Genomic DNA, 25,755 nt, shown 5'->3' on the forward strand with positions numbered 1-25,755 from the left:
AACTACGCCCGTGGGGCGCAGTCGAGCAGCATGAAGAGCGGTCGGCGGAAATTCTCGTTCCACCACGGATCTTCGGTGCGCTGCTGCGCCGTCGGGTGCGGTTCGCGGAGGTCGGTGATGACGAACCCGGCCTCGGTGATCATCCGAATATAGGCCTCGAGCGAATAGAACTGCTGGACCGAGGCGACCGGTGACACTCGCCCGGCGACATCGAACTTCTGCTCGACGGTGCGCACGCCGAAATAGGCGTCCATCGACAGCGCGGCGGCGTCGTCACCGTCGCGTTCGGCGCGCGCCGCATAGAAGCACGGATGCATGCCGAGCAGGATCAGCCGTCCGGTCGGGCGCAGCACCCTGGCGAATTCGTGGAAACGCTTGCCCGGCTGCGCGATACCGTTGGGCAAGCGGTTCGCGATCACCAGATCGACGCTGTTGTCCGCCAGCGGCAGGGCCGCCACGTCGCCGTAATGGAAGGCCGTCACGTCGAGCCTGGCATCGGGATGCGTCTGTGCCGCCTCGATGAATTCCGCGCACGAGTCGACGCCGTGCACGAAGGCGGCGTTGCGCTTGACGAGCTCTCTGGCGAGATAGCCTTCCCCGCAGCCCGCGTCGAGGATTTCCAGCCCGGTACAGTCGCCGACGATATCCAGCAATGCGGGATCGGTGACGCGTATTTGATACTCGTCCAGCTCGCCGCGCACGATGTCGATCCAGAACTGCGCATTGCGTGCATAGGCGGAAGATACGCGCTCGTCACCCAACATCCCGACCTCATGTTCTGCGGTTGTTGCTACAACATGGATGTCAGTAGCTTAGTACTCGCCGCAAGCACACGCTTGTCCAGTACCGCCTGCTCCAGGCGATCGCTCAGCGCACGGGCCAGCACATCCGAGGCAAACAGCGGATCGTGCTCGCGCAGTACGGGTATCGCCGACGTGACGAGATAATGCAGATACGCTTCGTTGCTGCAGCAGATATCCTTGGCCACTTCGGCCGCGGTATTCTGCAAACTTCCCCGCGCCGGTAACGAGAAATCGGGGGAGCGCGGCATATCGGCATAATAAGAAGCCATCGACCACAATTCGTTGCGCCGCAACAGCACATTGTTGTCCAGGCTGCGTGCGTAGGCGATCGACGTATCGGTATCACCGGCTTGGAGCAGTACGCCGACAATGCCGCTCCGATAGGCGAACGCCGAATTGCGTTCGCGTGCATGCGGCGTGGTGTCGGCGGGGACCGCGCCGGTCAGTTTGGTCAGCTTGTGCACGAGGATCCCGTAGCCGACCGTCGTATGCAGTGAGTTGGTGCCGCCGTCGAGGACGTCGATCAGCTGCAGGCCCTTCTCGATCAGCGGCGCGGTGTCCGCGAGCAGCCCGCGCGGTTCCTCCGCGAACAACGCGTTCAACGCCAAATCCTGGCTGACGCCCCAACATCGGGCCAGGTTGAGCACGGTTTCGTGCGGGTCGAGCCGCATCATGCTCGACGCGGCGGCGAGCGTGGTCGCGACGTGCTGGGCCGAGCGGCTGTCGGTCAGCAGCGAGCCGACCCGTCCGTTCGAGACCTCCAGTCCGACATCGTCGCACTCGCGCAGAATGCTGCCGAGGCGCGATCCATAGCTGCGCCGGGTGACGTAATCCGACAACCCGGGCAGCACCGCGATCAGCTGCTGCAGCGTCGCACCCGAAACACGATCGAGCCAGAACTCGTTGCGCCACAATCTCGAGAGCGTGCTGGCCGGCAATTTCGACAGGAAAACCACATCGGCCATGCTGAGCATGGCGGCTTCGGCGAGGGACTCCAGCGGCTGCGGGGAGAAGAGCAACGACCCGTCTGCCGGAACACTCATACCAGATCTCACCCCCAAGAGCGGTAGCCGCCGATATCATCGAATTGCGCTCGTGCGCAAGGACTATCCCACCCGCGGAACTACGATGGTGGCCGGTGTCCTCGGCCCCTATAGTGTCAGACTTTCTTCGAAATCGCGTTCGGTTGCGAAAAGTTACCAGGTGAACACTGAGCGAAACCGCAGTGCACGCCGGGATCCGAGGATGTCCGATATCTTGCCGGTCTGCCGCTGCGGCAGTGGATTTAGTTCGTTACGTTCGTGCTTCGGCACGGGTAATTGTTTGTTTCCGAGAGGAACTAGCCGAAAATGGTGGCCACTACATCCGATGCACGGCGTGGTCACAATTCATTGCTATTGCGGTTCCCTCGGCCACGATCTTTTCGGTGGGCAAGCGTCGTGTGGGAGTGGTGCCCAGCGAATTCGCCACGGGTCACCTGGCGAACGGCGGCCGATCGGCGGTGCAGGCGGTGCCACGGGCGGGCAGCTCCAGGTCGATGAGATAGTGCTCCTGCAAGGCCGTGACGCAAGCGCCCGAGGGCTGGTGTCCGTAGCCATCGGTGACGACGACCAGGTGGGCGTTGCGCAGTGTCCGCTCCGCTCGATACGCGGCGGTCACCGGCGTCGCCGGATCGAATCGATTGTTGAACAACAGCGCCGGTACTTCCGACCGCAACCCCCACGGCCCGGAATACCGTTGCGGGTAACCATCTTTCGGCGCGGCCCAGGAGGCACACGGCTGCCGCATGTACAACCAGAACGGTCCGTACACCGGCGCGACCTCGGCGACCTCCTCGGCCAGGCTCGGCCACGACTCGGGGTGGCGTGCGAAGGTGTTGTCCGCGCACGAGATCGCGGTGTAGGAGTCGAGATAACCGGGAGTCATCGTGCTGGCGCGCAACACTTCTCGTACGACGTCCGCGTCACCCGCGGCGCCGCGCTCCAGTTCGGCGAGCACACGGGCCAGGCGCGGCCAACCCTGCTCAGGGTCGTAGAGCAGCGTGGCGTGCGCCTGCACGATCTCGTCGTAGGTCAGCGACACCGCCCCGTCGCCCGTCCCGACCATGATCGGACCTCGACGGGAACGCGTAAGCAATGCGTCATCGCGTGACCGGAGGTCGGCCTCGGTGGCAGGCACCGGTCCGCCCGCGAACGCACAGCGCGCGCCGCCTGTCTGCGCACACAGCCGGAGGAACTCGCCGAGCACTTCCTGGGTGCCGACCGCGGTGTCCGCGATGACACTGCGGGTGTCGCTGGTGTAGGCCTCGGGATCGATCATCGAGGTGAGCTGAAGCGCGCGGACCCGGTCGCCGAACAGTGCGCCGTACACCGCGCCGAGGTAGCTGGCGTAGGAGCCACCCTGATAGGTGAGTTTCGATTCGCCGACCGCTCGGCGCAGCAGATCGAGGTCGCGCGCCGCGTCGACGGTGGTGAGATGCCCGACCAGCCCGGCGCCGTGGGTCGCGCAGCCCGCCGCGTGTTCGCGGCTGCTGCGCTCGTCCGCGCGTTCCTGCTCCTTGTTCGCGGGTGGAATCGCGGTGCCCTGCCAGAACTGTTGCTGTTCAACGGGATCGGCGAAGCAACGGATCTGGGCGCTGCGGCCGACGCCGCGCTGGTCGAAGGTGACGACGTCGAAGCGGCGGCTCACCTCGCCGGGGAACAGCTCACCGCTGGCCGCCCAGCCGAAGCCGGAGTCGCCCGGCCCGCCTGCCGCGGCGAACAGCGTGCCGATGCGGGTGGCGGGATCGCCGGCGAGCTGCCGGATCACCGCGAGCTCGAGCTTGGCCCCGTTCGGCTGTGCATAGTCGACGGGCACCTCCGTCGTCGCGCATTGATATCGGTGCAGCTCGGGTTCCTGGCATGGCGTCCACGTCAGGGTCGGCGTCGGGACCGCGTCGGCCTGTGCGACGAGCCGCGCCGCCATCGGAGTCGACGGCCGGGCGCCGAGTCCGGTCGAGTGCGAACATCCGGCCAGCGCGGACACCGTCGCGGCGACCGCGGCGAGTACGACGAACCTCCAGATATGCATACTGCCTATCGTGTGCCGCCCGGCTTCGTGCAGTCGTCCTCCTTTGTGACCACAGCCGAATGTCATCCCACCTGTGCCGCGGTGAGCGGCAGCCTGGCCACCACCCGCCAGCCGCCCGCGTCGGGTCCGGCCGAGATGGTGCCGCCGAGTGCCGTCGCGCGTTCCCGCATCGTGACGAGTCCGCGCTGCTTGCCGGTCGGTTGTGCGGCCAGGTTGCCGACCAGGCCCGCCGGATTCTGCACGGAGATGGCCAGCGTGGTTGCCTCCGTGTGCATGTCGATGTCGATCGGCTGTCCCGGCGCGTGTTTCATCGCATTGGTCAGCGCCTCCTGGACGATGCGATAGGCCGCCTGATCGACCGCGCTCGGCAGTTCGGCGTCGTCGATCGTGGTGTGCACGCGGACCGTGATCCCGGCGGCGCGGGCCGCGTCGACGAGCAGGGGCAGCTGGGCGAGTCGCGGTGGCGCGGTGAGATCGTCGGTCGGGCCGTCATCACTGCTGAGCAGGCCGATCATCGTGCGCATCTCCTGCAGCGCGTTGACGCTCTCGGACCTGATCGAGCCGATGACACCCGCCATCGGTGTGTCGGTGCTGCGGCGGGCAAGCACGCCGAGGGTCGCCTCGGATTGGATGGCGATCGCCGACAGGTGACCGGCGATCACATCGTGCAGATCCCGCGCCATGGTCTTGCGCTCCTCGGTCACCGCTGCGCGCAGATCCAGCTCGGCAACCAGGCTCATCGCCTGTGCCCTGATGCGTTCGGCGTCGGCAATCGCCTTGTGCGAGTAGACGGTGGTCGCCCACCAGATGGGTGTCGCGACGAAGGCGACCGCGAGCGCGGCGGCCAGCACGGTGCTGCGCCAGTCGCCGGTGACGATCAGCGTCGCGAGTACCGCGGCCGCGGCGAGCGTCGCGCAGCTGGTCGTCACCAGTCGCGGCAGGTTGCCGTGCGCGTACAGCACCGCCGCATAGATGAGATCGGAGAACAGCAGCCAGATCGGGACGGAGGGTCCGAGCGCGAAATCGATGGCCAGTGGGCCGATTCCGAACAGCAGCATCGGGACAGGGAGCCTGCGTCGCAGGAAGGTTGCCAGGCACATGACGACGAGCAGCAGCATCCGCACCAGGAGTGCGGGTTTCGGGGAGTCGGTGATCGTGTCGAGGCCGGCGAGGTACAGCAGCATGCCTACCGCGAACACGAAGACCGCGATCAGCGCGTCCCGTGTCGTCGCCGACAACGTCGACAAGTAGCTCACTCGGTCATGACAGCACACGGTGCGGCGGCGAAGGGTCCGCCGAAAGTAGGAGGCGGATCGACCCGATGGGGGACATACCGGAGGACCCCCCGGCGTTAAATTCTCGGAAAGAAGCAGGATTATGACCAGAGGGGACTCGAGAGAACTGGTTAGGATAACACCTGGCGGTAGTCGGGGTGTGGGAATTGCGAACGCAGAAGTGCCGGCAGCTGCCTACTAAGTGAAGCGTTGACATTTCTGAAAGGCGCTGTTTTACTTCCCCGTGGAAATAACGTTGACATTACCGCCGACCTGATGTCGGGAGTGATGAAGGGGGTTTCCGCTCGTCACGTCGGCGTCGATCGAGTTCAACTGGGGACAGGTGGGATGATGACGCATAGTGACGGCCGTGAAACTACGTTGCCAGGCGGGGGTGAAAAATCCCCTTTGCACGAATGGCTTGCCAGCGGGTCGTCGATTCCCGTGGAACAAGTTCGCGTCGAATTGATCGCCTATGGTCATTCGCCGCGTTTCACGGCGGGCACCGGCGCCGACCGAACGAGCGCCGACCATGTGCGGGTGCTCATCGAGACCGAGTCCGAGCTTCCCGCCATTATCGTCCATCGCGCCACCATGCGCGTCATCGACGGCGCGCACCGATTACGCGCGGCGATCGCACTCGGGCGACCGACGATCGCGGTCAAATACTTCGACGGATCCGATGATGATGCTTTCGCGCTCGCGGTGCAAGCCAATGTGGCACACGGACTTCCGCTCACACTCGCGGAACGCAAAGCGGCGGCGCGCAGGCTGGTTTACTCGCATCCGCAGTGGTCGGATCGGCTGATTGCCGGCGTTATCGGGTTGTCGCACAAGACCGTTGGCGCGGAGCGGCGGCGTGCAGGTGGGGAAAATGCCCGCCTGAACACTCGGGTGGGGCGGGACGGCAAGGTGCACCGTTTGACGGTCTCGGAGGGCCGGGGGGTCGCCGCCGAGATCATCAAGAACAACCCGGCGGCCTCGCTGCGGGAGATATCCAAAGAGGCAGGGATATCCGTCGGTACGGCAAAAAAGGTCCGCGACCAGTTGTCCGGGCCGAGTGACGGTGTGCCGAGGCAGGCGGTCGAGCCGCCCGTGCAACGACTGCGTGGCGGTCCGGAACCGGTGGGGCTGCCGCGCAGGGTTCCGCCTGCGACGGTGACCTCGACGCAAGAGGCGATCCTTCGTGCGTTGCGTAATGACCCGGCGCTCAGATTCAACGACCGGGGCAGGGTGCTGCTGCGCCGCCTAGCTGGATCATTCACGGATATTCATGCGCTGCAAGAACTCGCGGCGACTGCGCCGCAGCACACGCGCGATGCATTGGCCAAATTGGCAAGGGCTAATGCCAGAAGCTGGCAGGAGTTGGCGAGCAGGCTGGACGGCGGGCTCGATCGCGCACAACCGGATTCGGATATCAATCGAACCGGATAGCTCAGCGCCGCTCGTAAAGGGGGCATCGCCAGCGACGGCGGTGCCCCCAATTTCTTGGTAGCGCCGGAAGGTTCGCGCATCGCGCGCCCCGGCCGCGGTGGCCTGTCTTATTGCTGATGACCTGCGGTTTATTCGGCAATGCACACGAATGCCATTAGTGGCAAGAATCCGGGTACGCGAGAGTTTGTTGAAATCGTTTTCGCCAATTCGTCCCATCGCTCCATTGCCGCATTCGGAATGGCTCTGATAGAAATTTGAGCGAGGCGGGAAATGCCGCTTCGCAACCAAAAGAAACAAGGAGATCATCATGATCGACGTCACCAACATCGCCGACCTGCACGACATCGACGCCACCTCGGGCGCTGCGGAGCTGGTTGCTTCCATCTCGTCCAACGGCTGCTGATTCAGGTCTGAGGCTTCGGTGTTCATGTGTTTCGGCACATGAACACCGGCCCGGCCGCAACGGCCGGGCATTTTTATTCTCCGCACATTTGCATTGACGTGATTCTGGAAGGTAGCGGCTGTCCGATGCGGATCATCTTGTTTTCGACGGGAACGCTGAACAGCTGCTTTCTGCCGGTATGGATCAATTGGATGAAGGCGAATCGCGCCGACGACACCGTCCGCGTCGTGCTTTCCAGGCAGGCGACGAAGTTCGTCAGCGCCCACAGCATTCACGCGTTGTCGGGCACGCCGGTCGCGATCGATAGCTGGGACGATCCCGTGCTCTGCGCCGAGTCGTTCGCACCACACACCTGGCTGGCCGACCACGACGTGCTGCTGGTCTATCCCGCGACGCTGAACACGTTGTCGCGCATTGCCGCCGTCGACGCGTCCACCCCGATGTTGAGCGCCGTGCAGTCCACCGCGGCGCGCATCGTCCTCGCACCCAATCTGCCACCCGGCGCCGATCGTAATCCGGCGGTGCTCGCCCTGCTGGACACCTTGCGCGAACGGCCGGGCACGGTGGTCGTCGACCCGGTGGCGCGGCCGAGCGCAAGCGTAGCGGAGAACGCGGCGGTGGCCCCGCCGATCTGGGATGTGTTCCCGATCATCGACGCCGATCCGGCCCGAAGGGTGGCGTGAGTTCGCGATGAAGTTCTATCTCGAAACCCTGGCCGACCCTGAGTATTTCGCTCCGCTGGAGCAGTGGCGGCTCGACGCCGTCCGGCATCCGCACCTGGCCGCGATTCCGCACGGCGCGATCGAATGCTATGAGCTGCCAGACAATTGGGGGGCCACCAGTCGCGGGCCGTGGACGGTTGTCGCACCGCTCGGACACGAGCTCGCGCCCCAGGGCTGGAAAGTGCACCTGGCGCCTGCGCTGCCCGATGTCGCTGCGGTGATCGCCGCGACCGCGCGGCTGTGCTTCGATCGTGGGCTGGCGTTCAAACACCCTGCCAGGCACGAATATACGTGGGCGCTCAACGGGAAGTACGCGCCGCGCGAAGCCTCGGGGAAGATCGCGGTCATCTATCCGGACGCGGACACCGATCTGGACGAGCTGTTCGGCGAGCTGCTGCGGCTGTTCGGTGACCACCGCGGGCCACGGGTGCTCGGCGACTACCGCCTCGGTGACTCGATCGTGCACACCAGATACGGCGCGTTCACGGCGCGCTACGGCCGTGACGCCGCGGGTGAGCCCGTGCTGGCCCTGGCGGACGAGACGGGTGCGCTGGTGCCTGATCGGCGCGGGGTGCGTCCGTATACCCCGCCCTTCGCCGAGCGTCCCGCGACGGTCGACGCCACGCCGAGCGCGGCGGGTGCAGAGCGGCCGCGCCCGGTGTACACCGTGGTCAGCGCCCTGCACATGTCCAACACCGGTGGTGTCTACCGGGCCAAGCACATTGACACCGGCGACCCCGTAATCCTCAAGGAAGCACGGCATTTCACCGGCTTCGACGCCGGGCTGCGCAGCGCGGTGGATCGACTCGGCGCCCAGCGCGACAGCATGCGGGCGCTGGCGCACACCGGGGTCACGCCGGAGGTGCTCGACTATTTCACCCAGGGGGACAGCGACTTTCTCGCCTACCGATACGCGCCGGGATCGACCCTGCAGGAGTGGTCGGCGGCGCGTAATCCGGCGCTGATCCAGGGACGGCCGGAACATCCGGTGCCGGTCGAGCTCGCGCGCTCCTTCGCCGAATCGGTGACCCGGCGGATCGCGCAGCTGGCGCGCCTGGTCGCCGCGGCGCACGAGGCGGGCGTGATCCTGGTCGACCTGCATCCCGCGAACGTGATCGTCGAGCCGGACGGCGAGCTGCGGCTCATCGATCTCGAGGCCGCCACCCGCGATACCGATACGGCGGCATTGTTCGTCGGCGCACAGGGATTCGTCCGGCCCGGATCGGGCGGGCGGAGCGCGGACGAGTTCGCGCTCGCCGCCACCGAGCTCTACCTGTACGTGCCGATGGTGCCGCTCACCACCTACATCACCGAGGGGATGGCGACGCTGATCGACTTCGCCGCCAACACCTTTCACCTGGATACCGCATGGCGCGCCGAGATGCGCCGCCGGCTCTGCGTAGCCGACAGCGCCACGGCGAGCGGCGGGTGGGGGTCGTCCCCGGTGGTCACACCCGAGGACACCTTCGCCCGCTACGCCGACTTGGTGGCCGAGAACCTCAGGCAAAGCTTCGATTTCGACAGCCGCTATCCGATTCCGTGCAGCCCGGCCGGATTCGGCGAGTTCGCCCGCTTCGGCATCGGTCACGGTCCGGCGGGCGCGGTATGGGCGCTGTCGCGCATCGGCGCGGTGCCCGACCACGTCGCGGCAGGCTATCTCACCTGGCTGGAGAAGAACTTCGAGCAGTTCGGTGCGCTCGGCAACGGCCTGCTCGACGGCTGGGCGGGCAACATCATCGTCAGTGCCGAACTCGGCGCCGACGAACTGGCCACCCGGCTGATGGTGCGGTTCCTGGAAACCACCGAGCTGTCCGCGGCACCGTGGCACCTGCGCGGTGGTCTGGCCGGGCAGGTGTTGCTCGCGCTGTGGTGGCGGGCGCACGGCGGCACCGAAATCGGCACCGACTGGCTCGAACGGGCCGCCGATGAACTGGAACACCGCGTCCGCGCGCAGCTCGGGTCGGACACCGCGGTGACCGGCTTGCTGAACGGTCTGTCCGGCGCCGCGCTCGCGCTGTTCCGCGCCGATGCCGTGCTGGCGAAGCCGAGCTACCTCGAGACCGCCCGCGTCGCGATGGACACGGAGCTGGCGACATACGTGTCGCACGACGCGGGCGAGCCGCTGCTGTATCACTGGGACGGCCAGATCAGGATGCTGAGCTATCTGGACCGTGGCAACGCCGGATTGTTGATCGCCGCAGCCGAACTCGGCGACGCATGGGATCCGGGCGCGGACACCCGCCTCGCGCTGCAACGTGCGGCGTGCAGCCGGGTCGGCGTGCAGCCAGGCCTGTACATCGGCCTGGCGGGCGGTCTCGCCGCCAACGCGGTGCTCCGGGAACGGACGGACTGGTTCGACGCCGCCTACCTCGACCGGTGCAACGAGCAGATCGCCGCCAGCATCGCCGCGTTCTCCGGCGCAGGCGCCCGCGGATTCCATGTGCCAGGCCAACTGTCGGCCCGCGCCTCCGCCGACTTCGCGACCGGCGGAGCAGGCGTGCTCGCGGTGCTGTCGTTCTGGCAGGGGCGCGCGCAGTCCTGGCTGCCGGGAATCTGCCAGGGGGAGTGGCAATGAGCGTCGCGGTGGTGACCGGTGGCTCGCGCGGCATCGGCGCCGAGATCTGTATGCGGCTGGCAGCGGCCGGATTCGAGGTGCACTTCTGCTATCGGCAGGCACAGCGCCGGGCCGAGACGATGCTGAGCAGGTTGCGGCAGCGATACCCCGACGCCGCCGTGTACGGCCATCGGGCCGATATCACCGACTCTCGCGCGCTGTCCGCCTTCGCCGCGACCGTGGCCGAAACCGGTTGCCGAGTAGACGCACTCGTGCTGAATGCCTCCGGCGGAATGGAGCGCGACGCGCCACCCGGATACGCCGCTCTGGTGAACGGCGAGGCACAGGTTGCTGTCCTCGAATCGTTCGCGCCGCTGCTGCGGCCCGGCTCAGCCATCGTCTATCTGACCAGCGTGCAATCGCACTTCTTCGGAACCATCGAGGAATTCGACAGCTACTTCGCCATCGCGCAGAGCAAGCACCGCGGCGAGCAGCTGATCGAACAGTGGTGGCGGACACACAGTTCCGCTCTCGCGCTGACCACCGTCGTCAGCGACATGGTCGAAGGCACCCCGGCGGCCATGCTGATGGATCTGCGCGAACCCGCCGCCTCCGCGGACCGCCGCCAGGTGGCGCTGCGGTCGGGAGTGCCGCTGCCGACGGTGCAGACCATCGCGCGGCAGGTCGAGCTCGCGATCACCGCCGAACGGCCGCCGGGCAGCTACGTCGACCACGTCGGTGCGGCCATCGAAACAGCCGGTACGACAACCGAGTCCGATCGGTAGGAAGGAGTGCACATGTACGACACCATGTATCGTGTCGCGACCCGCGGCGTGGTAATCGCGTTGGCCGGTGCCGCGCTTGCCGGTTGCGGCGACATCGCGAACCTCGGCAAGAACACCAACAGTTCGACGCCGGGCGGTGATTCGGCTCTCTCGGCACGGGCGCAGGAGGTGGTGCTGCGTGGCCTCGGCGCCGCGTCGTTCGCCGAGGCGTGTGGCCGGGTCGATTGGGCGTGCCCGATCACCGGAATCGACGCCGAATCCGACTACGTGGTCACCATCCGCTCTTCTGTCGACGATCAGCGATGGGAACCCGCTGGCCGCGGCGCCCGCAGTGTGCTGCGGTATCTGCGGGACGCGCAGGGGACTGCCGAGGTCAGCGCGGTCAAATACACGAACAAGAAGGGCACGGTGCTCGACACGGCCGACCGGGTGACCGTGCGGTTCGGCGATTGCGCGCTGCCATGCGGGAGTCCCCGATGACGAGTTTGTCGACACCACCGCTACGCAACGACGGCGCACGGCGCGCCGATATCGACCGGATCATCGAAATCGCGTGCAGCACCGCCGCACTCATCGATTGCCGGCGCGACCAGATCCGGGACGTGCTGACCCCGATCGCCACCATCGACAGCGTCGACACCGAGATCGCCGATTCGATCGACCTGCTGAACACCGCGGGCGTCGAGTACGCCGCGTACCGGCAGGCCGACCCCGAAACCCAGCTGCGAGTGTTCCTGCCCGCGAACAATCTGCTGTACAGCTTGGCGCTTTTCGTCGCACTGCCGTCGTTGTTCTGTGGAAATGTGCTGGCCCGTCCGGCTTCTCGGGTGAAGTCCGCCTACCTCGAGCTCGCCGCGATCCTGTCCGACGGTCCGATCGATGTCGGCGACCGGATGCGCACCTATTCGCAGGCCACCTTCGCCGAGATCTCGCAGGGCAGCGTCGTTGTCTTCAGCGGCAAGCCGGAGAACGGCCGCGCGGTTGACAAGGAATGCGCAAGTGGGCTTTTCCTCGGGTTCGGCACCGGCATCAACCCGATCGTGATCGGCCGCGACCTGTCCGGGCCCGAGCTGACCAACGCCGTCGAGGCCACGGTCGCCGCCCGGCTGTACAACAACGGGCAGGACTGCCTGTGCCCCGACGCCATTTTCGTCGACGCGGCGGTGGCCGAGGAGTTCGTCCCCGCGCTGGTGCGGCGGCTCGCCACGATCCCGGTCGTGTCGACCGGTACCACGCCGGGGCTGATCAGCGCGCCGCTGGCGGACATGACCACCTACGATCGCGCCGTCGCGGAGCTGGACACGCTGGAATCCGCGCTGGTGTGGACCGGCGAGATCAGCGCCGACGACCGGCATTGCCCGATCGGTGTCGCGGTCCGGCGGCTGCCCGAGATCGCCCGCTCGGTCCCCGAACTGTTCGGCCCGATCTTCAATGTGGTCGTTTACGACCACCTCGACCAGGTCGTCGACTTCCTCGACGCGCCGGAAACCGAGCCGTACGGGATGTACCTGAGTGTGTTCGGCGTCGCGGAGCTGGTCGGCGTCGACCGGGTCGGCAGTGCGCGAAATACCGGTGCCCGCACCGCCTTCGAGTTCGAGAACGGGCACGAGCCGTTCGGCGGATTCGGCAGCAATGGCACGATTTCGGCGGGTGTCGGGCGCGAGCCGGTGGCACGGCCGCTGCTGCTGTCGGCCGAGCTGGCCCGCTATGCGGCCGAACGTGGAGGCGTCGATGCGCAGCGATGAGCCGGTACTCGGGCAGGTCCGCACCGAGACCGTCGACACCATGGACTTTCTGCGATGGAACACGCAGATCGGCCGGATTCTCGCCAAGTACCTCGAGACGCTGGACGTGCCGGAGGCCGAAAAGAACGCCGCCAACATCCTTTTCTGCTCCCCGCAGGTAATCGACTGGGCTGCCGCGATGTACGCGGCCGCCGAGCGCGAGCAGCGGCCGACGCTGCCTACCGAGGTGTTGAACGCGGACGGCTGCCGAGTATTCGGCACCAGCACCAAGCGCGGCTGGCGCGGTGCGGCCCTTGCCGTCTCGTGCGAACGCGAGGTTGCGCTCGTGGTGCTGACCGGGCTGGCGATCGGCACCGGCGAGCCGCGCTGCGTGCTGCTCGAGGCCGAATTGTCCGCGCCGGACAACGCGGGAGCCACCGTGACGCTGGGGAGCTTCCGCCATGACTGAGCGCCGTACGCTGCCCGTGATCAACGGGGTGCCGCTGTCCACCTCGAAAATGGAATCGCTACGCCGAGAACTGGCTTCGGTTCTCGTTGCCGGACAGCACGCCCTGCTTGCGCCCGCGCAACCGCGCGCCTACGCCTACGCCTACCTGATCGCACGGGAACTCGGCGTTCCGTTCATCCTCGGCGCACCGCACCAGCAGGCCAAGGCCTTCGACACGTATCGGACGATCGGCGACCTCACCGTGGTGACGTGCCCGACGGGCGCACAGGTACCCCCCGTCCTGGCGACCACCTCCGGCACCAGCGGCCTCGGCCGGTACGTCGCCTGGTCACCGGAAGCGTTGGCGTACCAGGCAACTGCCACGACCGAACGTCTCGGCACCACGGAGACCACCCGCTACGCGACGGCTCTCGGCATGGGAAGTTCGTACGGGTTCAGCGTGTTCAACCTCGCCCTCGAATACGGCACCGAATTCCGGACCTGCGACGCGACCTCAGTCAGCGATCTGCTGGCGATGCTCATCGCGCGCCGGTGCGACAGCCTCGACACGCTGCCCGGCGTGTGGCGCTACCTGGCGCAGGCCATGCGCAGCGACGCCGATCTCGCGGATGCTGTGCGGGCGTTGACCGTTCGCGGCGTCGGTGGCGAGGTGGTCGCGCACGATCTGCTCGACTTCTTCGAGGACGCGGGCGCCCCGCTGCACAACGGCTACGGGTTGACCGAGGCCGGGCCCAACGTCGCGATCTCGATCGGCGCGCACTACTCGCCGCGACATGTCGGAATCCCGTTGGTCGGCACCGAGGTCAGGATCGTCGACGACGAGATCCAGGTCCGCAGTGCGAGTGTCGCCGACCAGGTCTGGTCTGCCGAGCAGCGACAGCTGATCCCGAATCCGGATCTGACCGACGGCGGCTGGCTGCGCACCAAGGACATCGGCACCCTCGACCCGTCCGGCCTGCTCGCCGTGCACGGCCGGCTGGACGCGATGCTGATCAGCCAGGGCGCGAAGCTGCATTCCAGCGTGCTGGAGCAGCAGGTGCGCGGCACCGACCGCACGGCGCCCGAAGTGGCTGTGCTGCAGGTGGATCCGTCGAACAACGGACGGCGGCGAGTGGTGTTGGTGGCGATCACCGACGCGGTCGACGCAGGCGACGACGCGGAACTGGCGCGGTCGATCGTCGCGGACGCCAGAGCGTTCCCTGTGCAGTTCAAGGCGCGCGACATCCTGCTGATGCGGCACGCCGACGTGCCGCTGACGGCGGCGGGGAAAGTGGATCGCCGCAGGCTCTCGGCCCAAGTGGCGGCTCATCTGAACGGATCGATGGAGATGCCATGCACGCAACTGTCGTAGATTATCTCGGCGCGCATCGTGCCGCCGGATACGAGACCGCGTCGGCCTTCGATCCCGGCCCGCACCTCGCCGACGCGCAGACCGCGCGGTTGTCCAGGGCCGAGGTGCTCGCGCACTGCGTCGATGTGTTGCTCGACCGCAATCCCGAGGTGCTCGGCTCCCGGCTGGTCATCGTGGAGGCGGCCCAAACCGCCGGTGTCTACTTCCCGTCCAATATCGAGGAGTACGCGCCGACGCCGACGCGGACCCATCCACGTCTTGCCGCGTTGCCGAACGACCGGCTGATCATCTCGCACGCCTGCGCGTCGGCGGGGTTGGCGCTGGCGGTCGGCACCTCGCTGATCCAGAGCGGCCGTTTCGACCACGCCCTCGTGCTCGGCGCCACCGCACCGGGTTTCATCGAGGAGGCCGCGTTCGCCAGCGCAGGCGCGCTGACCGACCTCGACCATTGCCGACCCTTCGACGCCAGCGCCGACGGCACGGCGCTCGGATTCTTTGTCGGCGCAGTCATTCTGGGCGCGGCCGCGCCGAACCGCACGGACCGCTTGGTGATCAGCGGCATCGGTGTGCAAACGCTCGGCCTCGGCGCCCAATCCGATCTCGACAGCCAGCTGTGGTGCATGCAGAGCGCGGCGCGACAGGCCGGGGTCACGCCCCAGTTCGTCTCCGCGCATGCCACCGGCACCAAGCACGGCGATCGAATCGAACTCGATGCGGTGGCGGCGCTCGGTCGCTCGCTCGACACCGAGCTGTACGTCTCGTCCTGCAAGGGCGAGGTGGGCCATTCGGTGCATTCGGCCGGATTGGCCTCGGCCATGGTCGCTTTCGAGACGCTGCGGGGTGGCCGGATCTTCGGTACCCAGCATTGCCTCGATCCGATCGAGGCCGTCGGTGCGCAGGTCGTCGCGCACGGCCGCACCGTCGAGAACGCCGGACCGAAAGCAGGGATCGTCAACTCCTTCGGGTTCGGCGGGACATCGTGCTCGATTCTGGTTCAGATATGAAGGGAATGATTGCTATGCCTGCCAACGAGAAGGAATTCTTCGACATCGTCGCCGCCGAGATCGAGCGGATCAACGACCTGGACGAGCCGCCGACGGTGGCCGCCGAGGATTCGATCGTCGACGACCTCGAACTCGACTCCCTCGGCATGCTCGAACTGGTGCTGCGGCTGCAGTCGGCGTACTCGGTGTCGCTGAGCGAGGAGGAGGTGATCGGCGCGAAGACCGCCGGTGATCTGCTCGACCTGGTCAACAGCAAGGACCCGGTGCACCAATGATGAAGTTCCTCGCGCTGGAACCGGTGCTCACGCAGGAGGATTCGACGCGTGCGGCCCGGCTGATCAGCGGCAATCCGCTCTCTGCGGTGTCGACCGCAGGCCCGCAGTGGTTGCGCGATCGCGACGCCGCTGCGGCGATCGAGCAGTCGGCCGTTGCCTTCGTGATCAGCGGTGGCGAGGACGGGCTCGGCGTCGTGCGGGCCCAACGTCTGCAAACGCCAGGGGTTTTCGAGGTCGTCCTGCACAGTGCCGATGACGCCGCCCTGGAATCGGCCGGTGTCGAGGCGGCGCTCGACGAGTTCGTGCGCTACCTGTTGAACAGCACCGAGGTGCATCGCCTCGAAATCTGGTTCGGCGTCTACAACCGGCTACTGCTCGAATACGCCATGGCGTCGGAGTATTTCCGCTGTGAGGGTTTGGTGCAGGATCGCTTCTTCGCCGAGGGACGGTACTGGGACGGCCTGGTGTGGTCGATCACCGGACCGCTGCTTCGTCGGCTGCAAGCGGTCGAAAACGGTGCCGCCGAATCGGAGCGGAGCTACGCCCGCACCGCGCGCCGGTTGCGCGAGGCGATTCGCGAGCACCTGGCCGAGACGGAGTAGACGGTGACGTTGCTCGGCAGGTGGACTCGGTTGGAGGAGAGCAACGGGGTCGATCCGTCCAAGATGCTGAGCCATGTCTTCGAGTCTGCGGCGCAGCGGTTGGTCGCCGGGTCGGCGGTCGCGCCGGTCGACGCCAGGAGCCTCGACGACATGGCGCAGGCGTCGGATCGCCTGCTCGGCTACATCTATCGCCGCGACACCGCGCCGGGGCAGCGGCCGATCGGCATCTACGACTGCCGATTGGCCGATCCGGCGCGGATGCACATCGGCGTGGTGCTGGCGGGCGACGCGGCGTGGGGCAACGGTGTCGGCATGGACGCGATGCTCGTGCTGCTGCGCTATCTGTATCACTTCGACAATCGCCGCGGCTTCGAAATGACTGCCGCCGTGCACAATCCGAACACCGTCCGGATCTTCGTGCACAACGCGGTGCGGCCGGAAGCGTTGCTTGCCGACTGCGTCGCGGACGGCTCGAAGCTGGGGCCACGGGTGGTCGGCACGCTGACCGAGGCGGAGTTCGCCGAGGTGGGATATCAGGTGCCTGGCGCGAGTGAATTCACCGACACGCACTGGCGGTCGGTGCGGGAACGGGTGCTCGACGAGATAGGAGCGCAGCGATGACTGCAGTCGAGGTCATGTCCGTGCTGTTCGATCAGATCGGCCGCCCGGCCCGGCGGTCGCGCTCGATCGAGCTGACCCAGGAACGGGTTTCGGCGTTCGGCGCCATCACCGAGGACATGCAGTGGATCCACACCGACCCGGAGCGGGCCGGCGCGGAACTCGGCGGCACCCTCGCGCACGGCATGCTGGTGGCCGCGCTGATACCGGCCATGATCGAAGAGACGATCGATGTCCCCGACTGCGATCGGGTGATCAACCTCGGCTTCGACCGGCTGAGTTTCGCCGCACCGGTGCCGGTCGGCACCGCAATCTGTTTGGAAGCCAAGGTGATCGACGCGAAGCCGGGGCCAGGCCGGGTCGACGTGCGGTGCGACGTGACGATGTGGCTCGACACCGAACGGCCGCGGGTGTGCGCCGCCGGGGTGCTCCGCGTTCGATTCATAGAGTGAAAGGACTTGCGGTGAACGGGATCTGGAACGAGATCGTGCGTCTGTTGGAACGCTCCGGGTCCCGGCTGTATGCCGGTGTGCCGGGTGACGATCCGGACATCATCGATGCCGCGCGCGCGGCGGGCGCGACGTTCGCCGCGATGCAGGACCAGCGCACGGCCGCGTATGCCGCGGTGGGCTGGTCTCGGCTCAACGATCGGGCGGCGGTGCTCGCGACCGCGGCAGGGCCCAATCTGCTCAACGCGTTGATCGGCATCTCGGAGGCCTACGCCTCGCGGACACCGCTGCTGGTGATCAGTACGACCAACCGGGACGCGGTGATCGGTCGCGGTGGCTTCCAGGAGTTTCCGGTCGCGGCACTGAGCGACGGCCTGTTCGTGTGGACGCACCGGGTGGCGACTACCGCCGAGTTGGCATGGGCGGTGGCCCGCGCCCAGTATCTGGCCGAGCACGGTCGCCGCGGCCCGGTGCACCTGTTGATTTCCCCTGATCTTGCCGATGGCGTGCTGCCCGATGCCACGCAGGACATCCCGGTGGCGGCGCCGATGCCACCGGCACAGTCCGCCGAGACCATGGCGCCGGTGTTCGAGGCGTTGCGCGCGGCGCGGCGCCCGGTGCTGCTGTTCGGCGGCGGCACTCGCGCCGAGGACGTTGTCGCGCACGGTGTGCCGCTTGCCGCGGCTTGGAATGCGTTGTGCCTCGTCACCGCCTCCGGTCGCGGTGTCTTTCCTGAGGACCATCCGCGATTCGGCGGACTGGCCGGTCTGTATTTGCCTGAGGAATCGCGCGCGGCACTGGCCGTGGCCGACGCGGTCGTTGTGCTCGGCAGCCAGCTCGAGGAGACCGCGCTGATGGGCTGGGACGAGCCGGGACGGCCGATGCTGGTGCACGTCGATACCGATTCGTCCGTTTTCGATCGCGCGGTGCCCGCACAGTATCCGGTGGTCTGCGACGCCGGTGTATTCCTGCGCCTGGCCGCCGCTTTCGCGGGCGCACCGAGCAGCGCGCCGCCGTGGTGGCAGCCGTGGCGACCGCTGCGCACCGCGGACGGGTCCGGAACGGTCGGCTTCTGGAACACGCTCGGCGAGGTGCTGCCCGGACAGCGCGTAGAGGTGCTCGCGCAGGAGAACGGGCTGGCCGACCTGTGGGGGTACTACGCGCCCTGCTTCACCCTTCCGCCCGGCGTGCGGCCGTTGGTGCCGAGCGAGCAGACCCCGCTCGGCTTCGGCCTCGGCGCTGCACTCGGCGCCGCCCTCGACGGACGCAGGGTCGTCGCGGTCGGTGGCGACGGCGCCTTCCTCACCAATCTGCCGACCATCGTCGCCGCCGGACGGGCGCGCGCGGACATCTGCTACATCTGCCTGGACAACGGCGGATTCGGCTGGCCCGCCCTGTCCAGGGACGACACGACGATCGTCGATTTCGATGCGGCCGAGGCGATCACCGCGCTGGCCAGAGAGGCGGGCTTCAGCACCGCCGCGGTGGCGGATCCGGACTTACTTCCCAAAACGCTCACCACCGCGCTGGCAGGCAGCGGCCCGCGCCTGGTGGTGGTGCGACTCGCCGACCGTCCGCCGTTCCCGCCGACCGGAATTCACTGAGCTCACCGGCGGATGTCGTCCTCTCGTCCCGGATGTAGTCATAAAGGAGGACGACGGGCGACGGGCAGACGACCACCATAATCGGAGTACGAAACGCGGTTCGGCGTTCTTCGGGGTGGTTTGGCGAACGAAAGGATTTGGTGCTGTGCAGCTCTCGACAGATCCCTCGGCTCCGGTGTTGCGATTGCGAGCAGTCACCAAATCGTTCGGCAAGAAGGACGCGGCGGTCGTCGCGCTCGACGCGGTCGATCTAGACATCGGTGCAGGATCGTTCACCGTGGTCATGGGCCCCTCGGGCTCGGGGAAGACGACCATGGTCTCCTGCCTGAGCGGGCTGCTGACGCCGACCAGCGGCACGGTCCACTACGGCGAGCGCGATATCTACCAGCAGTCCGACCGCGACCTGTCAAGGATGCGGCTCGAACACTTCGGCTTCGTCTTCCAGGAGTACGGCCTGCTCGACTCGCTGTCGGCGCGCGGCAACATCCTGCTTCCTGCCCGCGCCGCAGGGAAGAAGGTCGACCAGCAGAAGCTCGGCGCACTGTGCGAAGACCTGGGGATCACCAGGTACCTGTCGATGCTGCCCGACGAACTGTCCGGCGGCACCCAGCAGCGGGTGGCGGTCGCGCGGGCGCTGGTCTCCGAACCCGATGTCATCTTCGCCGACGAGCCGACCGGCGCGCTCGACTCGCACAACGCGGCCCGCATCCGAGAACTGTTGCGTCGCATCGTCGATGAGCGCGGCATCTCCATCGTCGCGGTGACCCACGACCCGCAGTTCGTCGAGTTCGCCGACCGGGTGCTGCTCATTCGCGACGGCCGCATCCAGCACGACCTGGTCGGCGCCACCGTGAAAGAGGTTGTCGCGTACTCGGAGAACCGGGTGGCGGTGTGACCATGCCACGGCTGCAGATGATGGTCGGCCTCGCCGTCGGTCAGCTCCGTCGGCTCCGGCGCCAGACCGTGCTCGTCCTGATCATTTCGATCGCGCTGCTCGCCGCGCTCTTGATTCCCGGCGGGCTGTATATGTCCTACCGCGACAAGATCTCTCAGGCCATCGCGGGCAGCGTGCTGCCTGGGGAGCTGATCGTCACGTCGAGCACACCGCTGCCGGACGGCGCGATCGCTGAGGCTGCCGGTGCGGCGCCAGGTGCGTGTGTCTTGGCGCAGGCGTCCGGCCAGGTCGTCCTGTATGCGGGCGCCGTGTCGTCGCAGTCGGTGACCGGATACTTCGTTCGGGCCGACGGCGCCTGTGCGCAGCCGACGCCCGCGCTGGCATTCGGTCCCGCCGACGTAGCTGCCGACGCCGCGGCCTCCGGACGGGGCAGCGCGGAAGTGATGGGCGTCAACGGAATTCGGGTTCCGGTCGAGAACAACCTGCCCGCGATCGCGGAAGCCACGTCGGTGCGCCTCGGCACCGCGGCGCTGGCTCGTGAGGTGCTCGGCGACGGGTACACGCTGGTGTCACTGAGCGGCCTCGACGCGAAGGCGGCCGCGGATCGGCTCGCCGAATCGGGCGCCACCGTGCGGACCCGCGCTGACTATGTCGATGAGCTGACCTCGCAACAGATCTCGAATGTCAGCTTCGTCGGCGTCATCGCGATCATCTTCGCCGCGGTGCTGGTCTGCGGATTGGCCGCGGCCCTGGTGTTCTCGCTGGTGCTGTTGGCGATGAGCCTGCGGCCGCAGTTCGACATTCTGCGCCGCATCGGGGTGCCGACGCGAGAAATCCAGGCGGTCAAGGCGATTCAAGCGTTCGTGATGCTGATCGGGGCCGCGATCGTCGGCACCGCCCTCGCACTGCTTGCCGATGCGCTGGTGCCGACCGATCAGATTCTGCTTGGCACCTTCACCGTCGACGGCGTCGCCATCGATGCGTGGACGTGGCTCGGCGCGGTGCTCGCGGTCGCGGTGCTGCTCGGCGGCGCATGGTTCCTCGGCGACGTGATCTCCGGCCCGCGGCGCACGGAAAACGCAGGCGCGGCACGGCGGTTCGCCCTCGTGCGCCGTGCCGCGCTGCTCGTGCTCGCCGTCGGTTCGATCGCGCTCGGCATCTGGTCGACGACCGCCGAGCGGTTCGGCTTCACCGGCATTGTCGTCGGCTACTGCCTGGTGTTGCTCGGGTTGTTCGTGCTCGCCGCGCCTGCCCTTCGGGTGTTCGCGCCGTTCTCCGAGATCGGCGGGACGCGCGGGGTGTTGCTGCCCTGGTTCGGGCTCGGCAGCGTCGGCCGGGTGCGCACCCAGGCCGCGGTCGCGGTGTCGTGCATCGGCTTCACCGCGACACTCGTCGCGATCATCTCGGTGTTCGCGACGTCCACCGATACCTCCATCAACCGGCAGATCGACGCGAATGTCGGGGCGCAGCTGGTCGTCGAGCCCAAGACCGGGTTCGTGATCTCGGCCGCCGACGTCGGTGCGCTGCGCGGTGTGCCCGGCGCGAGCGGAGTCGTGGCCGTCGCGCCGCAGAACGGTGTCGACGTCTCGGGTCACGCGGGCAACGGCGTCGCCATCGACGGTCCGGTCGGCGGCGGCGCGTTGCGGCTCTCGATGGTCGCCGGAACCGCGACGGTGGATCGCGAGCACGCCATGATCTCCACCGCGGCGGCGGCGAAGCTCGGTGTGGCCGTTGGCGATTCGATCCAGGTGCAGGGCTCGCCGGTGCAGGTCGCCGGCATCTACGACATCGCGCCGACCCTGGGCGACTTCGTGGTGTCCGCCGATCCGGCGACGGCCGCAGGCTTCCAGTACCTGCTGGTCCGCACCGAGGACCCGGCCGCCCTCGGCGCGGTGACGACCGTCGCGGCCGGGCTGCCGAATCTCGTTGCGCGCTCCATCGCCGACTACGGCGTCAAGCAGAAGGCCGAGTCGAAGATCATCATCGAGGCGCTGACCCAGCTGTCCACCGTGGTCGGCATCGGCCTGCTGCTCGCCCTCGGCGTGGTGCTCGGCGTGCTGACCGGCGGCCGCACCAAGGAGTGGTCGACGTTGCGGCAGATCGGCTTCAGCAGGGGGCTGGTGCTGCGCAGCGTCGGCGTCGAGGGGGCGGTGGTCGCCGCGGTCGGCGTAGTCGCAGGCCTCGGCGTCGGATCGGCGTTCGGCTACGCGGTCTGCAAATACTTGAGCTGGGTTGGCATCACCGACGTGGTGCTCGACCCGGTCACCTCGGTGGTCGCCGGTGCCGGCCTGATCGCGGTGGGATTGATTGTCTATCTGCTCGCGTGCTCGAGCACACTTCGACAGGTGCGGTGATTTGCGATGATGGTGACCATAATCTTGGCCTGCGAGGCGGCATTCTGGATCGCCGCGGCCACCGGCCTGCTGTTGCGGTATGTGGCGCGCTGGCGGCAGGCGAGCACGGTGGTGCTCGCCATGGTGCCGCTGATCGACGTCGCGCTGGTGACCGCGGTGGCGATCGACGTGTACAACGGCGCGGCCGTCACCGGTGTCCATCGGCTCGCAGGCATCTATCTCGGCTGGACCGTGGTCTTCGGCAAGTCGACCATCGCCTGGCTCGACGGCTGGTTCGCCTACAAGTTCGCGGGTGCGCCACGGCCGGAGAAGAAGCCGAAGGAGGGTCCGGAGGCGATGCAGAACGAGATCAGAGCGTTCGTGAAGTGGTTGGCCGCAGCCGGAATCGCGATCGCGGTGTGCTTCGGCCTGTCGGTGACGGTCGCCGACGCCACCCAGGCCACGGAGCTGCGTGGCGTGCTGCAGCCGCTGCTGCTGATCACCATCGTCTGGTTCGTCACCGGACCGGCGTGGGTGAAGGGCAAGACGGAGGCGAAGAAATGACCGTTGCGCGGCCGCTCGCGATCGTCACCGGCGGTGCGCGTGGCATCGGCGCCGCCTGCGCCGTTCGCCTCGCCGACGACGGATACGACATCGCGCTCTGCCACCTGCGCCCGAGCATTGCCGCGGAAGAAGTCGCCGCCGAATGCAAAGCCCGTGGTGCGCAGGTGTATCGCGCGGCGTGTGACGTCGGGAGTCCCGCGGAGGTCGAGTATTTCGTCAAGGCTGCGCAGGAGCGGTTCGGTGATGCCGAGGTGCTCGTGTCCGCGGCGGGCATCACCAGGGACGTGCTGCTGTTCAGTTCCACGGAGTCCGACTGGGACGATGTGCTGCGCACCAACCTGTCCGGCGTCCGCCATGTCTGCAAGGCCGTGGTGCCAGGCATGATGCGGCGCGGTTCTGGTTCGATCGTGACGCTGTCGTCGGTGGCGGGACTGACCGCCGTGCTCGGCCAGACCAACTATGCGGCAACGAAAGCGGGACTCATCGGCTTCGGCAAGGCGCTGTCCGCTGAGGTCGCGCGGTTCGGGATCCGCGTCAACACCGTCGCGCCCGGCTTCATCGACACCGACATGACCAAGGCGCTCGACCCGAAGGCGGCCGCCGCGGCTCGAAAGTCGATACCGCTCAAGCGATTCGGGGAACCACGAGAAGTGGCGAACCTTGTCGCATTCCTCGCCTCAGCGCAGGCGAGCTATATCACCGGGCATACATTCTGCGTAGACGGCGGACTCACCGCCTGACCCGGTTATCTCGCGGCGACCATTGATTTCGCCGCGCTCAATAATGCCTTTTCGTATATCTGCGTGCCCTTTTCGGGTGCGCAGATTGTGCGTTCACGAACGTTGACGGTGTTGCGGCGGGTTGCCTAAAGTTCGAGTCATCGGGTTTCGGAATACGAAATCCATTCGATGTCATGGCAATACGGCATATCACCGATCTCGTTGGTGTGCATTCTCGAAGGGGAATTCGGGTGACTGGTCTGCGGATGCGATCCATCGGATATGGCGGTCGACTGCGCGCGAACGTCGCATCGGTCGGCGACGACGCGCCCCGTATCACGTTGATACCTTCGGTCGGCGAGTATCCGGTCTACGACGAGAAGCTGTACTCGATGATGACCGCCGACGCACTGCGCGTCGAGGCCTTCGATCGCGCCCTGCGCGGTTGCGCGTCCGGGCGCACGGTGGTCGACATCGGCACCGGCGCCGAGGCGAACTGGGCATTGGTGGCCGCGGAGGCCGGCGCGACCAAGGTGTGGGCGATCGAGGCGCTACCCGAATCTGCCGAGAAGGCAAGGGCACTGATCGCCGAACGTGGTTTCGCGGACGTGATCACGGTGCTCACCGGCGACTCGCGGACCATCGAGCTACCCGAGCCTGCCGACGTGTGCGTCTCGGAAACCATTGGCGCCATTGCCAGTTCCGAGGGGATCTGCGAAATATTCGCCGACGCCAAGAGACGCCTGGTTCGCCCGTCCGGCATATTCATTCCGCATCGCGTGGAAACGGTCGCCGTGCCGTTCGATTACGCGGCCGTGCTCGGCGCCGCAGGCCCGGCTTTTCAGGCGGAGTATGCGTTGTATGTCGACCGGGTATTCCAGTCGGTGGGTGGTCCTTTCGATCTCCGGCTGTGCTGGACCGACGTTCCGGACAGCGGCAGACTCGCGGCGCCGACGACGGTCGAAGTGCTGGAATTCGGCGTCGCCGATTACGACTATGCGGTGCACGAGTCGCGGGTGCGCATCGACCGCGCGGGCCAGTTCGGCGGCATCGCCCTCGGCATTCGGCTCTGGGTGTCGCCGGACGATCAGGAACCCATCGATTCGATCGCGCAGCAGACGTCGTGGCTGCCCGTATTCGTCCCCGCGACCGTCGAGAACCCGAGGGCCGTCGCCGTCGGCGACGAATTCGATCTGAGCTTCGCGGTGCAGTTGAGCGCCGACCGCATCCACCCGGACTATCAGCTGACCGCTCGGTTCACCGACCAGCCGCACGCCGATATCGACTGGGACGGAAAGTATCTCGGCGGCGCCGAATTTCGCTCCACTCCGTTCTACCGAGATCTGTTCGCGGCCTATCCGGCCACCTTCCGAGGAGAGTGAACGTGCCATGCGGATGAAACTCACGGCGGTCTCGATCGCCACCGCCGCCACCATGATCGGCGCGATGTCCACGGCCGATGCCGATGAGCTGGAACGCGATATCGGCTATTCGGCCGAACTCGTCGACGGCGCGGTGGTGCTGCGGACCGACGGCGGCTCGCTGAGCGCCGACGGCAACGGATTCCGGATCAACGATCAGCACGGCAGACCGCTGGTCGAGCTCCCACTGTCGTACGTGCGCGACGGGATGCGGTGGCCGATCAACGCCACCGTCGACGGCAACACCGCCACGTTGCGGCCGGAGACCGACCCGAGTTCCGCAGTGCCTGCACCAGATCCGATCGCCGACAGCAGGCCTGCGACCGATCCGCAGTCCGACAGCTTCAACAACGCGCTCATGCGGTTCTCCACCCAGTTGAACGTCGGCGTGATGCTCGGGACGCTGATCGGCACCGCCGTCGGCGCAGGCATCGGTTGTCTCGTCGGCGGCATCGTCGGCGCGGCCGCCGGTCTGGTCGCCACGATCGGGGTCCTGGCTATCCCCGGGTTCATCGGTGGTTGTCTCGCAACAGGTTTGGTCGGATCCACCATCGGCGCTGCCGTCGGGGTCATCGCGGTCGGCATGCCGATGGCCGTCTTCGGCGGCCTCCTGCTCCTCGACGCACTCAACCAACCGCCGGCTAAATGACCGGCTGACCGCCGCAACGGTCTTGTGGCACAAG

General features: G+C 67.1%; 24 protein-coding genes. 20 read left to right on the forward strand and 4 right to left on the reverse strand.

Translation table 11 applies throughout. The features are described from left to right. Nucleotides 1-2: 2 nt before the first annotated feature. The 4 genes from NA11_RS03710 to NA11_RS03725 all read right to left on the reverse strand — a co-directional run bounded on the left by NA11_RS03710 (nt 3) and on the right by NA11_RS03725 (nt 5,128). Nucleotides 3-764, reverse strand: a complete 762-nt coding sequence (locus tag NA11_RS03710; protein ID WP_069160301.1) for a class I SAM-dependent methyltransferase — start codon at nt 762-764, stop codon at nt 3-5. A 26-nt stretch (nt 765-790) separates the two neighbouring features. Next, entirely contained in the window at nt 791-1,846 is a 1,056-nt protein-coding gene (locus NA11_RS03715; RefSeq protein ID WP_069160302.1) for a hypothetical protein, read from the reverse strand. 430 nt (nt 1,847-2,276) lie between these two features. Then, nucleotides 2,277-3,872, reverse strand: a complete 1,596-nt coding sequence (locus NA11_RS03720) for an alpha/beta hydrolase (protein ID WP_069160303.1) — start codon at nt 3,870-3,872, stop codon at nt 2,277-2,279. A gap of 62 nt (nt 3,873-3,934) precedes the next feature. Then, complete coding sequence (locus NA11_RS03725; protein WP_069160304.1) at nt 3,935-5,128, reverse strand: sensor histidine kinase; 1,194 nt, start codon at nt 5,126-5,128, stop codon at nt 3,935-3,937. Nucleotides 5,129-5,356: 228 nt separating this feature from the next. Between NA11_RS03725 and NA11_RS03730 the strand changes: the two genes are divergently transcribed. The 20 genes from NA11_RS03730 (at nt 5,357) to NA11_RS03825 (ending at nt 25,721) form a co-directional block, all read left to right on the forward strand. Further along, a complete protein-coding gene (locus NA11_RS03730) occupies nt 5,357-6,580 on the forward strand; it encodes a ParB/RepB/Spo0J family partition protein (RefSeq protein WP_141717385.1) in 1,224 nt (407 codons plus the stop codon). A gap of 528 nt (nt 6,581-7,108) precedes the next feature. Further along, nucleotides 7,109-7,666: a flavoprotein gene (locus NA11_RS03735; RefSeq protein ID WP_069160306.1), complete on the forward strand. Its 558-nt coding sequence runs from the start codon at nt 7,109-7,111 to the stop codon at nt 7,664-7,666. 7 nt (nt 7,667-7,673) lie between these two features. Further along, nucleotides 7,674-10,280, forward strand: coding sequence for a class III lanthionine synthetase LanKC N-terminal domain-containing protein (locus tag NA11_RS45475; protein ID WP_069160307.1), 2,607 nt, complete (start codon nt 7,674-7,676; stop codon nt 10,278-10,280). Beyond that, a complete protein-coding gene (locus NA11_RS03745; RefSeq protein ID WP_069160308.1) occupies nt 10,277-11,044 on the forward strand; it encodes an SDR family oxidoreductase in 768 nt (255 codons plus the stop codon). Before NA11_RS45475 ends, NA11_RS03745 begins: the two co-directional genes overlap by 4 nt. Nucleotides 11,045-11,056: 12 nt before the next feature. After that, the gene (locus NA11_RS45480) at nt 11,057-11,524 is read left to right on the forward strand and encodes a hypothetical protein (protein WP_069160309.1); all 468 of its coding nucleotides are present in this window, start codon (nt 11,057-11,059) and stop codon (nt 11,522-11,524) included. Beyond that, the gene (locus NA11_RS03755) at nt 11,521-12,789 is read left to right on the forward strand and encodes an aldehyde dehydrogenase family protein (protein WP_069160310.1); all 1,269 of its coding nucleotides are present in this window, start codon (nt 11,521-11,523) and stop codon (nt 12,787-12,789) included. Before NA11_RS45480 ends, NA11_RS03755 begins: the two co-directional genes overlap by 4 nt. Continuing rightward, on the forward strand, nt 12,776-13,237 hold the full coding sequence (locus NA11_RS03760) for a hypothetical protein (RefSeq protein WP_141717386.1): 462 nt from the start codon (nt 12,776-12,778) through the stop codon (nt 13,235-13,237). Before NA11_RS03755 ends, NA11_RS03760 begins: the two co-directional genes overlap by 14 nt. Next, nucleotides 13,230-14,588: an AMP-binding protein gene (locus NA11_RS03765; RefSeq protein ID WP_084654068.1), complete on the forward strand. Its 1,359-nt coding sequence runs from the start codon at nt 13,230-13,232 to the stop codon at nt 14,586-14,588. The genes NA11_RS03760 and NA11_RS03765 overlap by 8 nt, the downstream gene beginning before the upstream one ends. After that, nucleotides 14,570-15,592, forward strand: coding sequence for a beta-ketoacyl synthase N-terminal-like domain-containing protein (locus NA11_RS03770; RefSeq protein ID WP_069160313.1), 1,023 nt, complete (start codon nt 14,570-14,572; stop codon nt 15,590-15,592). Before NA11_RS03765 ends, NA11_RS03770 begins: the two co-directional genes overlap by 19 nt. Before the next feature lie 14 nt (nt 15,593-15,606). Next, a complete protein-coding gene (locus tag NA11_RS03775) occupies nt 15,607-15,867 on the forward strand; it encodes an acyl carrier protein (protein WP_069160314.1) in 261 nt (86 codons plus the stop codon). Next, on the forward strand, nt 15,864-16,469 hold the full coding sequence (locus NA11_RS03780; RefSeq protein WP_141717387.1) for a hypothetical protein: 606 nt from the start codon (nt 15,864-15,866) through the stop codon (nt 16,467-16,469). Before NA11_RS03775 ends, NA11_RS03780 begins: the two co-directional genes overlap by 4 nt. Before the next feature lie 3 nt (nt 16,470-16,472). Next, entirely contained in the window at nt 16,473-17,090 is a 618-nt protein-coding gene (locus tag NA11_RS03785) for a hypothetical protein (protein ID WP_069160316.1), read from the forward strand. Next, nucleotides 17,087-17,539, forward strand: coding sequence for a MaoC/PaaZ C-terminal domain-containing protein (locus tag NA11_RS03790; RefSeq protein ID WP_069160317.1), 453 nt, complete (start codon nt 17,087-17,089; stop codon nt 17,537-17,539). The genes NA11_RS03785 and NA11_RS03790 overlap by 4 nt, the downstream gene beginning before the upstream one ends. An 11-nt stretch (nt 17,540-17,550) precedes the next feature. Beyond that, the gene (locus NA11_RS03795; RefSeq protein WP_167837557.1) at nt 17,551-19,140 is read left to right on the forward strand and encodes a thiamine pyrophosphate-binding protein; all 1,590 of its coding nucleotides are present in this window, start codon (nt 17,551-17,553) and stop codon (nt 19,138-19,140) included. Between the two features lie 145 nt (nt 19,141-19,285). Then, complete coding sequence (locus tag NA11_RS03800; protein WP_174567653.1) at nt 19,286-20,035, forward strand: ABC transporter ATP-binding protein; 750 nt, start codon at nt 19,286-19,288, stop codon at nt 20,033-20,035. A gap of 2 nt (nt 20,036-20,037) precedes the next feature. Then, nucleotides 20,038-22,389: an FtsX-like permease family protein gene (locus tag NA11_RS03805; protein WP_069160320.1), complete on the forward strand. Its 2,352-nt coding sequence runs from the start codon at nt 20,038-20,040 to the stop codon at nt 22,387-22,389. Between the two features lie 6 nt (nt 22,390-22,395). Beyond that, nucleotides 22,396-22,932, forward strand: coding sequence for a hypothetical protein (locus NA11_RS03810; RefSeq protein WP_069160321.1), 537 nt, complete (start codon nt 22,396-22,398; stop codon nt 22,930-22,932). Then, nucleotides 22,929-23,672 (forward strand): 3-oxoacyl-ACP reductase FabG, encoded by a 744-nt coding sequence (fabG, locus tag NA11_RS03815; RefSeq protein WP_069160322.1) that lies wholly within the window; start codon nt 22,929-22,931, stop codon nt 23,670-23,672. The genes NA11_RS03810 and fabG overlap by 4 nt, the downstream gene beginning before the upstream one ends. A gap of 230 nt (nt 23,673-23,902) precedes the next feature. After that, nucleotides 23,903-25,033 (forward strand): SAM-dependent methyltransferase, encoded by a 1,131-nt coding sequence (locus NA11_RS03820; protein WP_167837558.1) that lies wholly within the window; start codon nt 23,903-23,905, stop codon nt 25,031-25,033. A 7-nt stretch (nt 25,034-25,040) separates the two neighbouring features. Next, nucleotides 25,041-25,721: a DUF8020 domain-containing protein gene (locus NA11_RS03825; RefSeq protein ID WP_245745709.1), complete on the forward strand. Its 681-nt coding sequence runs from the start codon at nt 25,041-25,043 to the stop codon at nt 25,719-25,721. Nucleotides 25,722-25,755: the final 34 nt, after the last annotated feature.

The sequence above is a fragment of the Nocardia altamirensis NBRC 108246 genome (assembly GCF_001612685.1).
Taxonomy (GTDB): domain Bacteria; phylum Actinomycetota; class Actinomycetes; order Mycobacteriales; family Mycobacteriaceae; genus Nocardia; species Nocardia altamirensis.

Excerpts from the sequence above, each read along its gene's own strand:
- fabG (WP_069160322.1), top strand. The coding sequence starts at position 22,929 with ATGACCGTTGCGCGGCCGCTCGCGATCGTCACCGGCGGTGCGCGTGGC.
- NA11_RS03805 (WP_069160320.1), top strand. The coding sequence starts at position 20,038 with ATGCCACGGCTGCAGATGATGGTCGGCCTCGCCGTCGGTCAGCTCCGT.
- NA11_RS03760 (WP_141717386.1), top strand. The coding sequence starts at position 12,776 with ATGCGCAGCGATGAGCCGGTACTCGGGCAGGTCCGCACCGAGACCGTC.
- NA11_RS03790 (WP_069160317.1), top strand. The coding sequence starts at position 17,087 with ATGACTGCAGTCGAGGTCATGTCCGTGCTGTTCGATCAGATCGGCCGC.
- NA11_RS03775 (WP_069160314.1), top strand. The coding sequence starts at position 15,607 with ATGCCTGCCAACGAGAAGGAATTCTTCGACATCGTCGCCGCCGAGATC.
- NA11_RS03710 (WP_069160301.1), bottom strand. The coding sequence starts at position 764 with ATGTTGGGTGACGAGCGCGTATCTTCCGCCTATGCACGCAATGCGCAG.
- NA11_RS03780 (WP_141717387.1), top strand. The coding sequence starts at position 15,864 with ATGATGAAGTTCCTCGCGCTGGAACCGGTGCTCACGCAGGAGGATTCG.
- NA11_RS45475 (WP_069160307.1), top strand. The coding sequence starts at position 7,674 with ATGAAGTTCTATCTCGAAACCCTGGCCGACCCTGAGTATTTCGCTCCG.
- NA11_RS03765 (WP_084654068.1), top strand. The coding sequence starts at position 13,230 with ATGACTGAGCGCCGTACGCTGCCCGTGATCAACGGGGTGCCGCTGTCC.
- NA11_RS03770 (WP_069160313.1), top strand. The coding sequence starts at position 14,570 with ATGCACGCAACTGTCGTAGATTATCTCGGCGCGCATCGTGCCGCCGGA.
- NA11_RS03715 (WP_069160302.1), bottom strand. The coding sequence starts at position 1,846 with ATGAGTGTTCCGGCAGACGGGTCGTTGCTCTTCTCCCCGCAGCCGCTG.
- NA11_RS03810 (WP_069160321.1), top strand. The coding sequence starts at position 22,396 with ATGATGGTGACCATAATCTTGGCCTGCGAGGCGGCATTCTGGATCGCC.
- NA11_RS03735 (WP_069160306.1), top strand. The coding sequence starts at position 7,109 with ATGCGGATCATCTTGTTTTCGACGGGAACGCTGAACAGCTGCTTTCTG.
- NA11_RS03755 (WP_069160310.1), top strand. The coding sequence starts at position 11,521 with ATGACGAGTTTGTCGACACCACCGCTACGCAACGACGGCGCACGGCGC.
- NA11_RS03825 (WP_245745709.1), top strand. The coding sequence starts at position 25,041 with ATGCGGATGAAACTCACGGCGGTCTCGATCGCCACCGCCGCCACCATG.
- NA11_RS45480 (WP_069160309.1), top strand. The coding sequence starts at position 11,057 with ATGTACGACACCATGTATCGTGTCGCGACCCGCGGCGTGGTAATCGCG.
- NA11_RS03745 (WP_069160308.1), top strand. The coding sequence starts at position 10,277 with ATGAGCGTCGCGGTGGTGACCGGTGGCTCGCGCGGCATCGGCGCCGAG.
- NA11_RS03720 (WP_069160303.1), bottom strand. The coding sequence starts at position 3,872 with ATGCATATCTGGAGGTTCGTCGTACTCGCCGCGGTCGCCGCGACGGTG.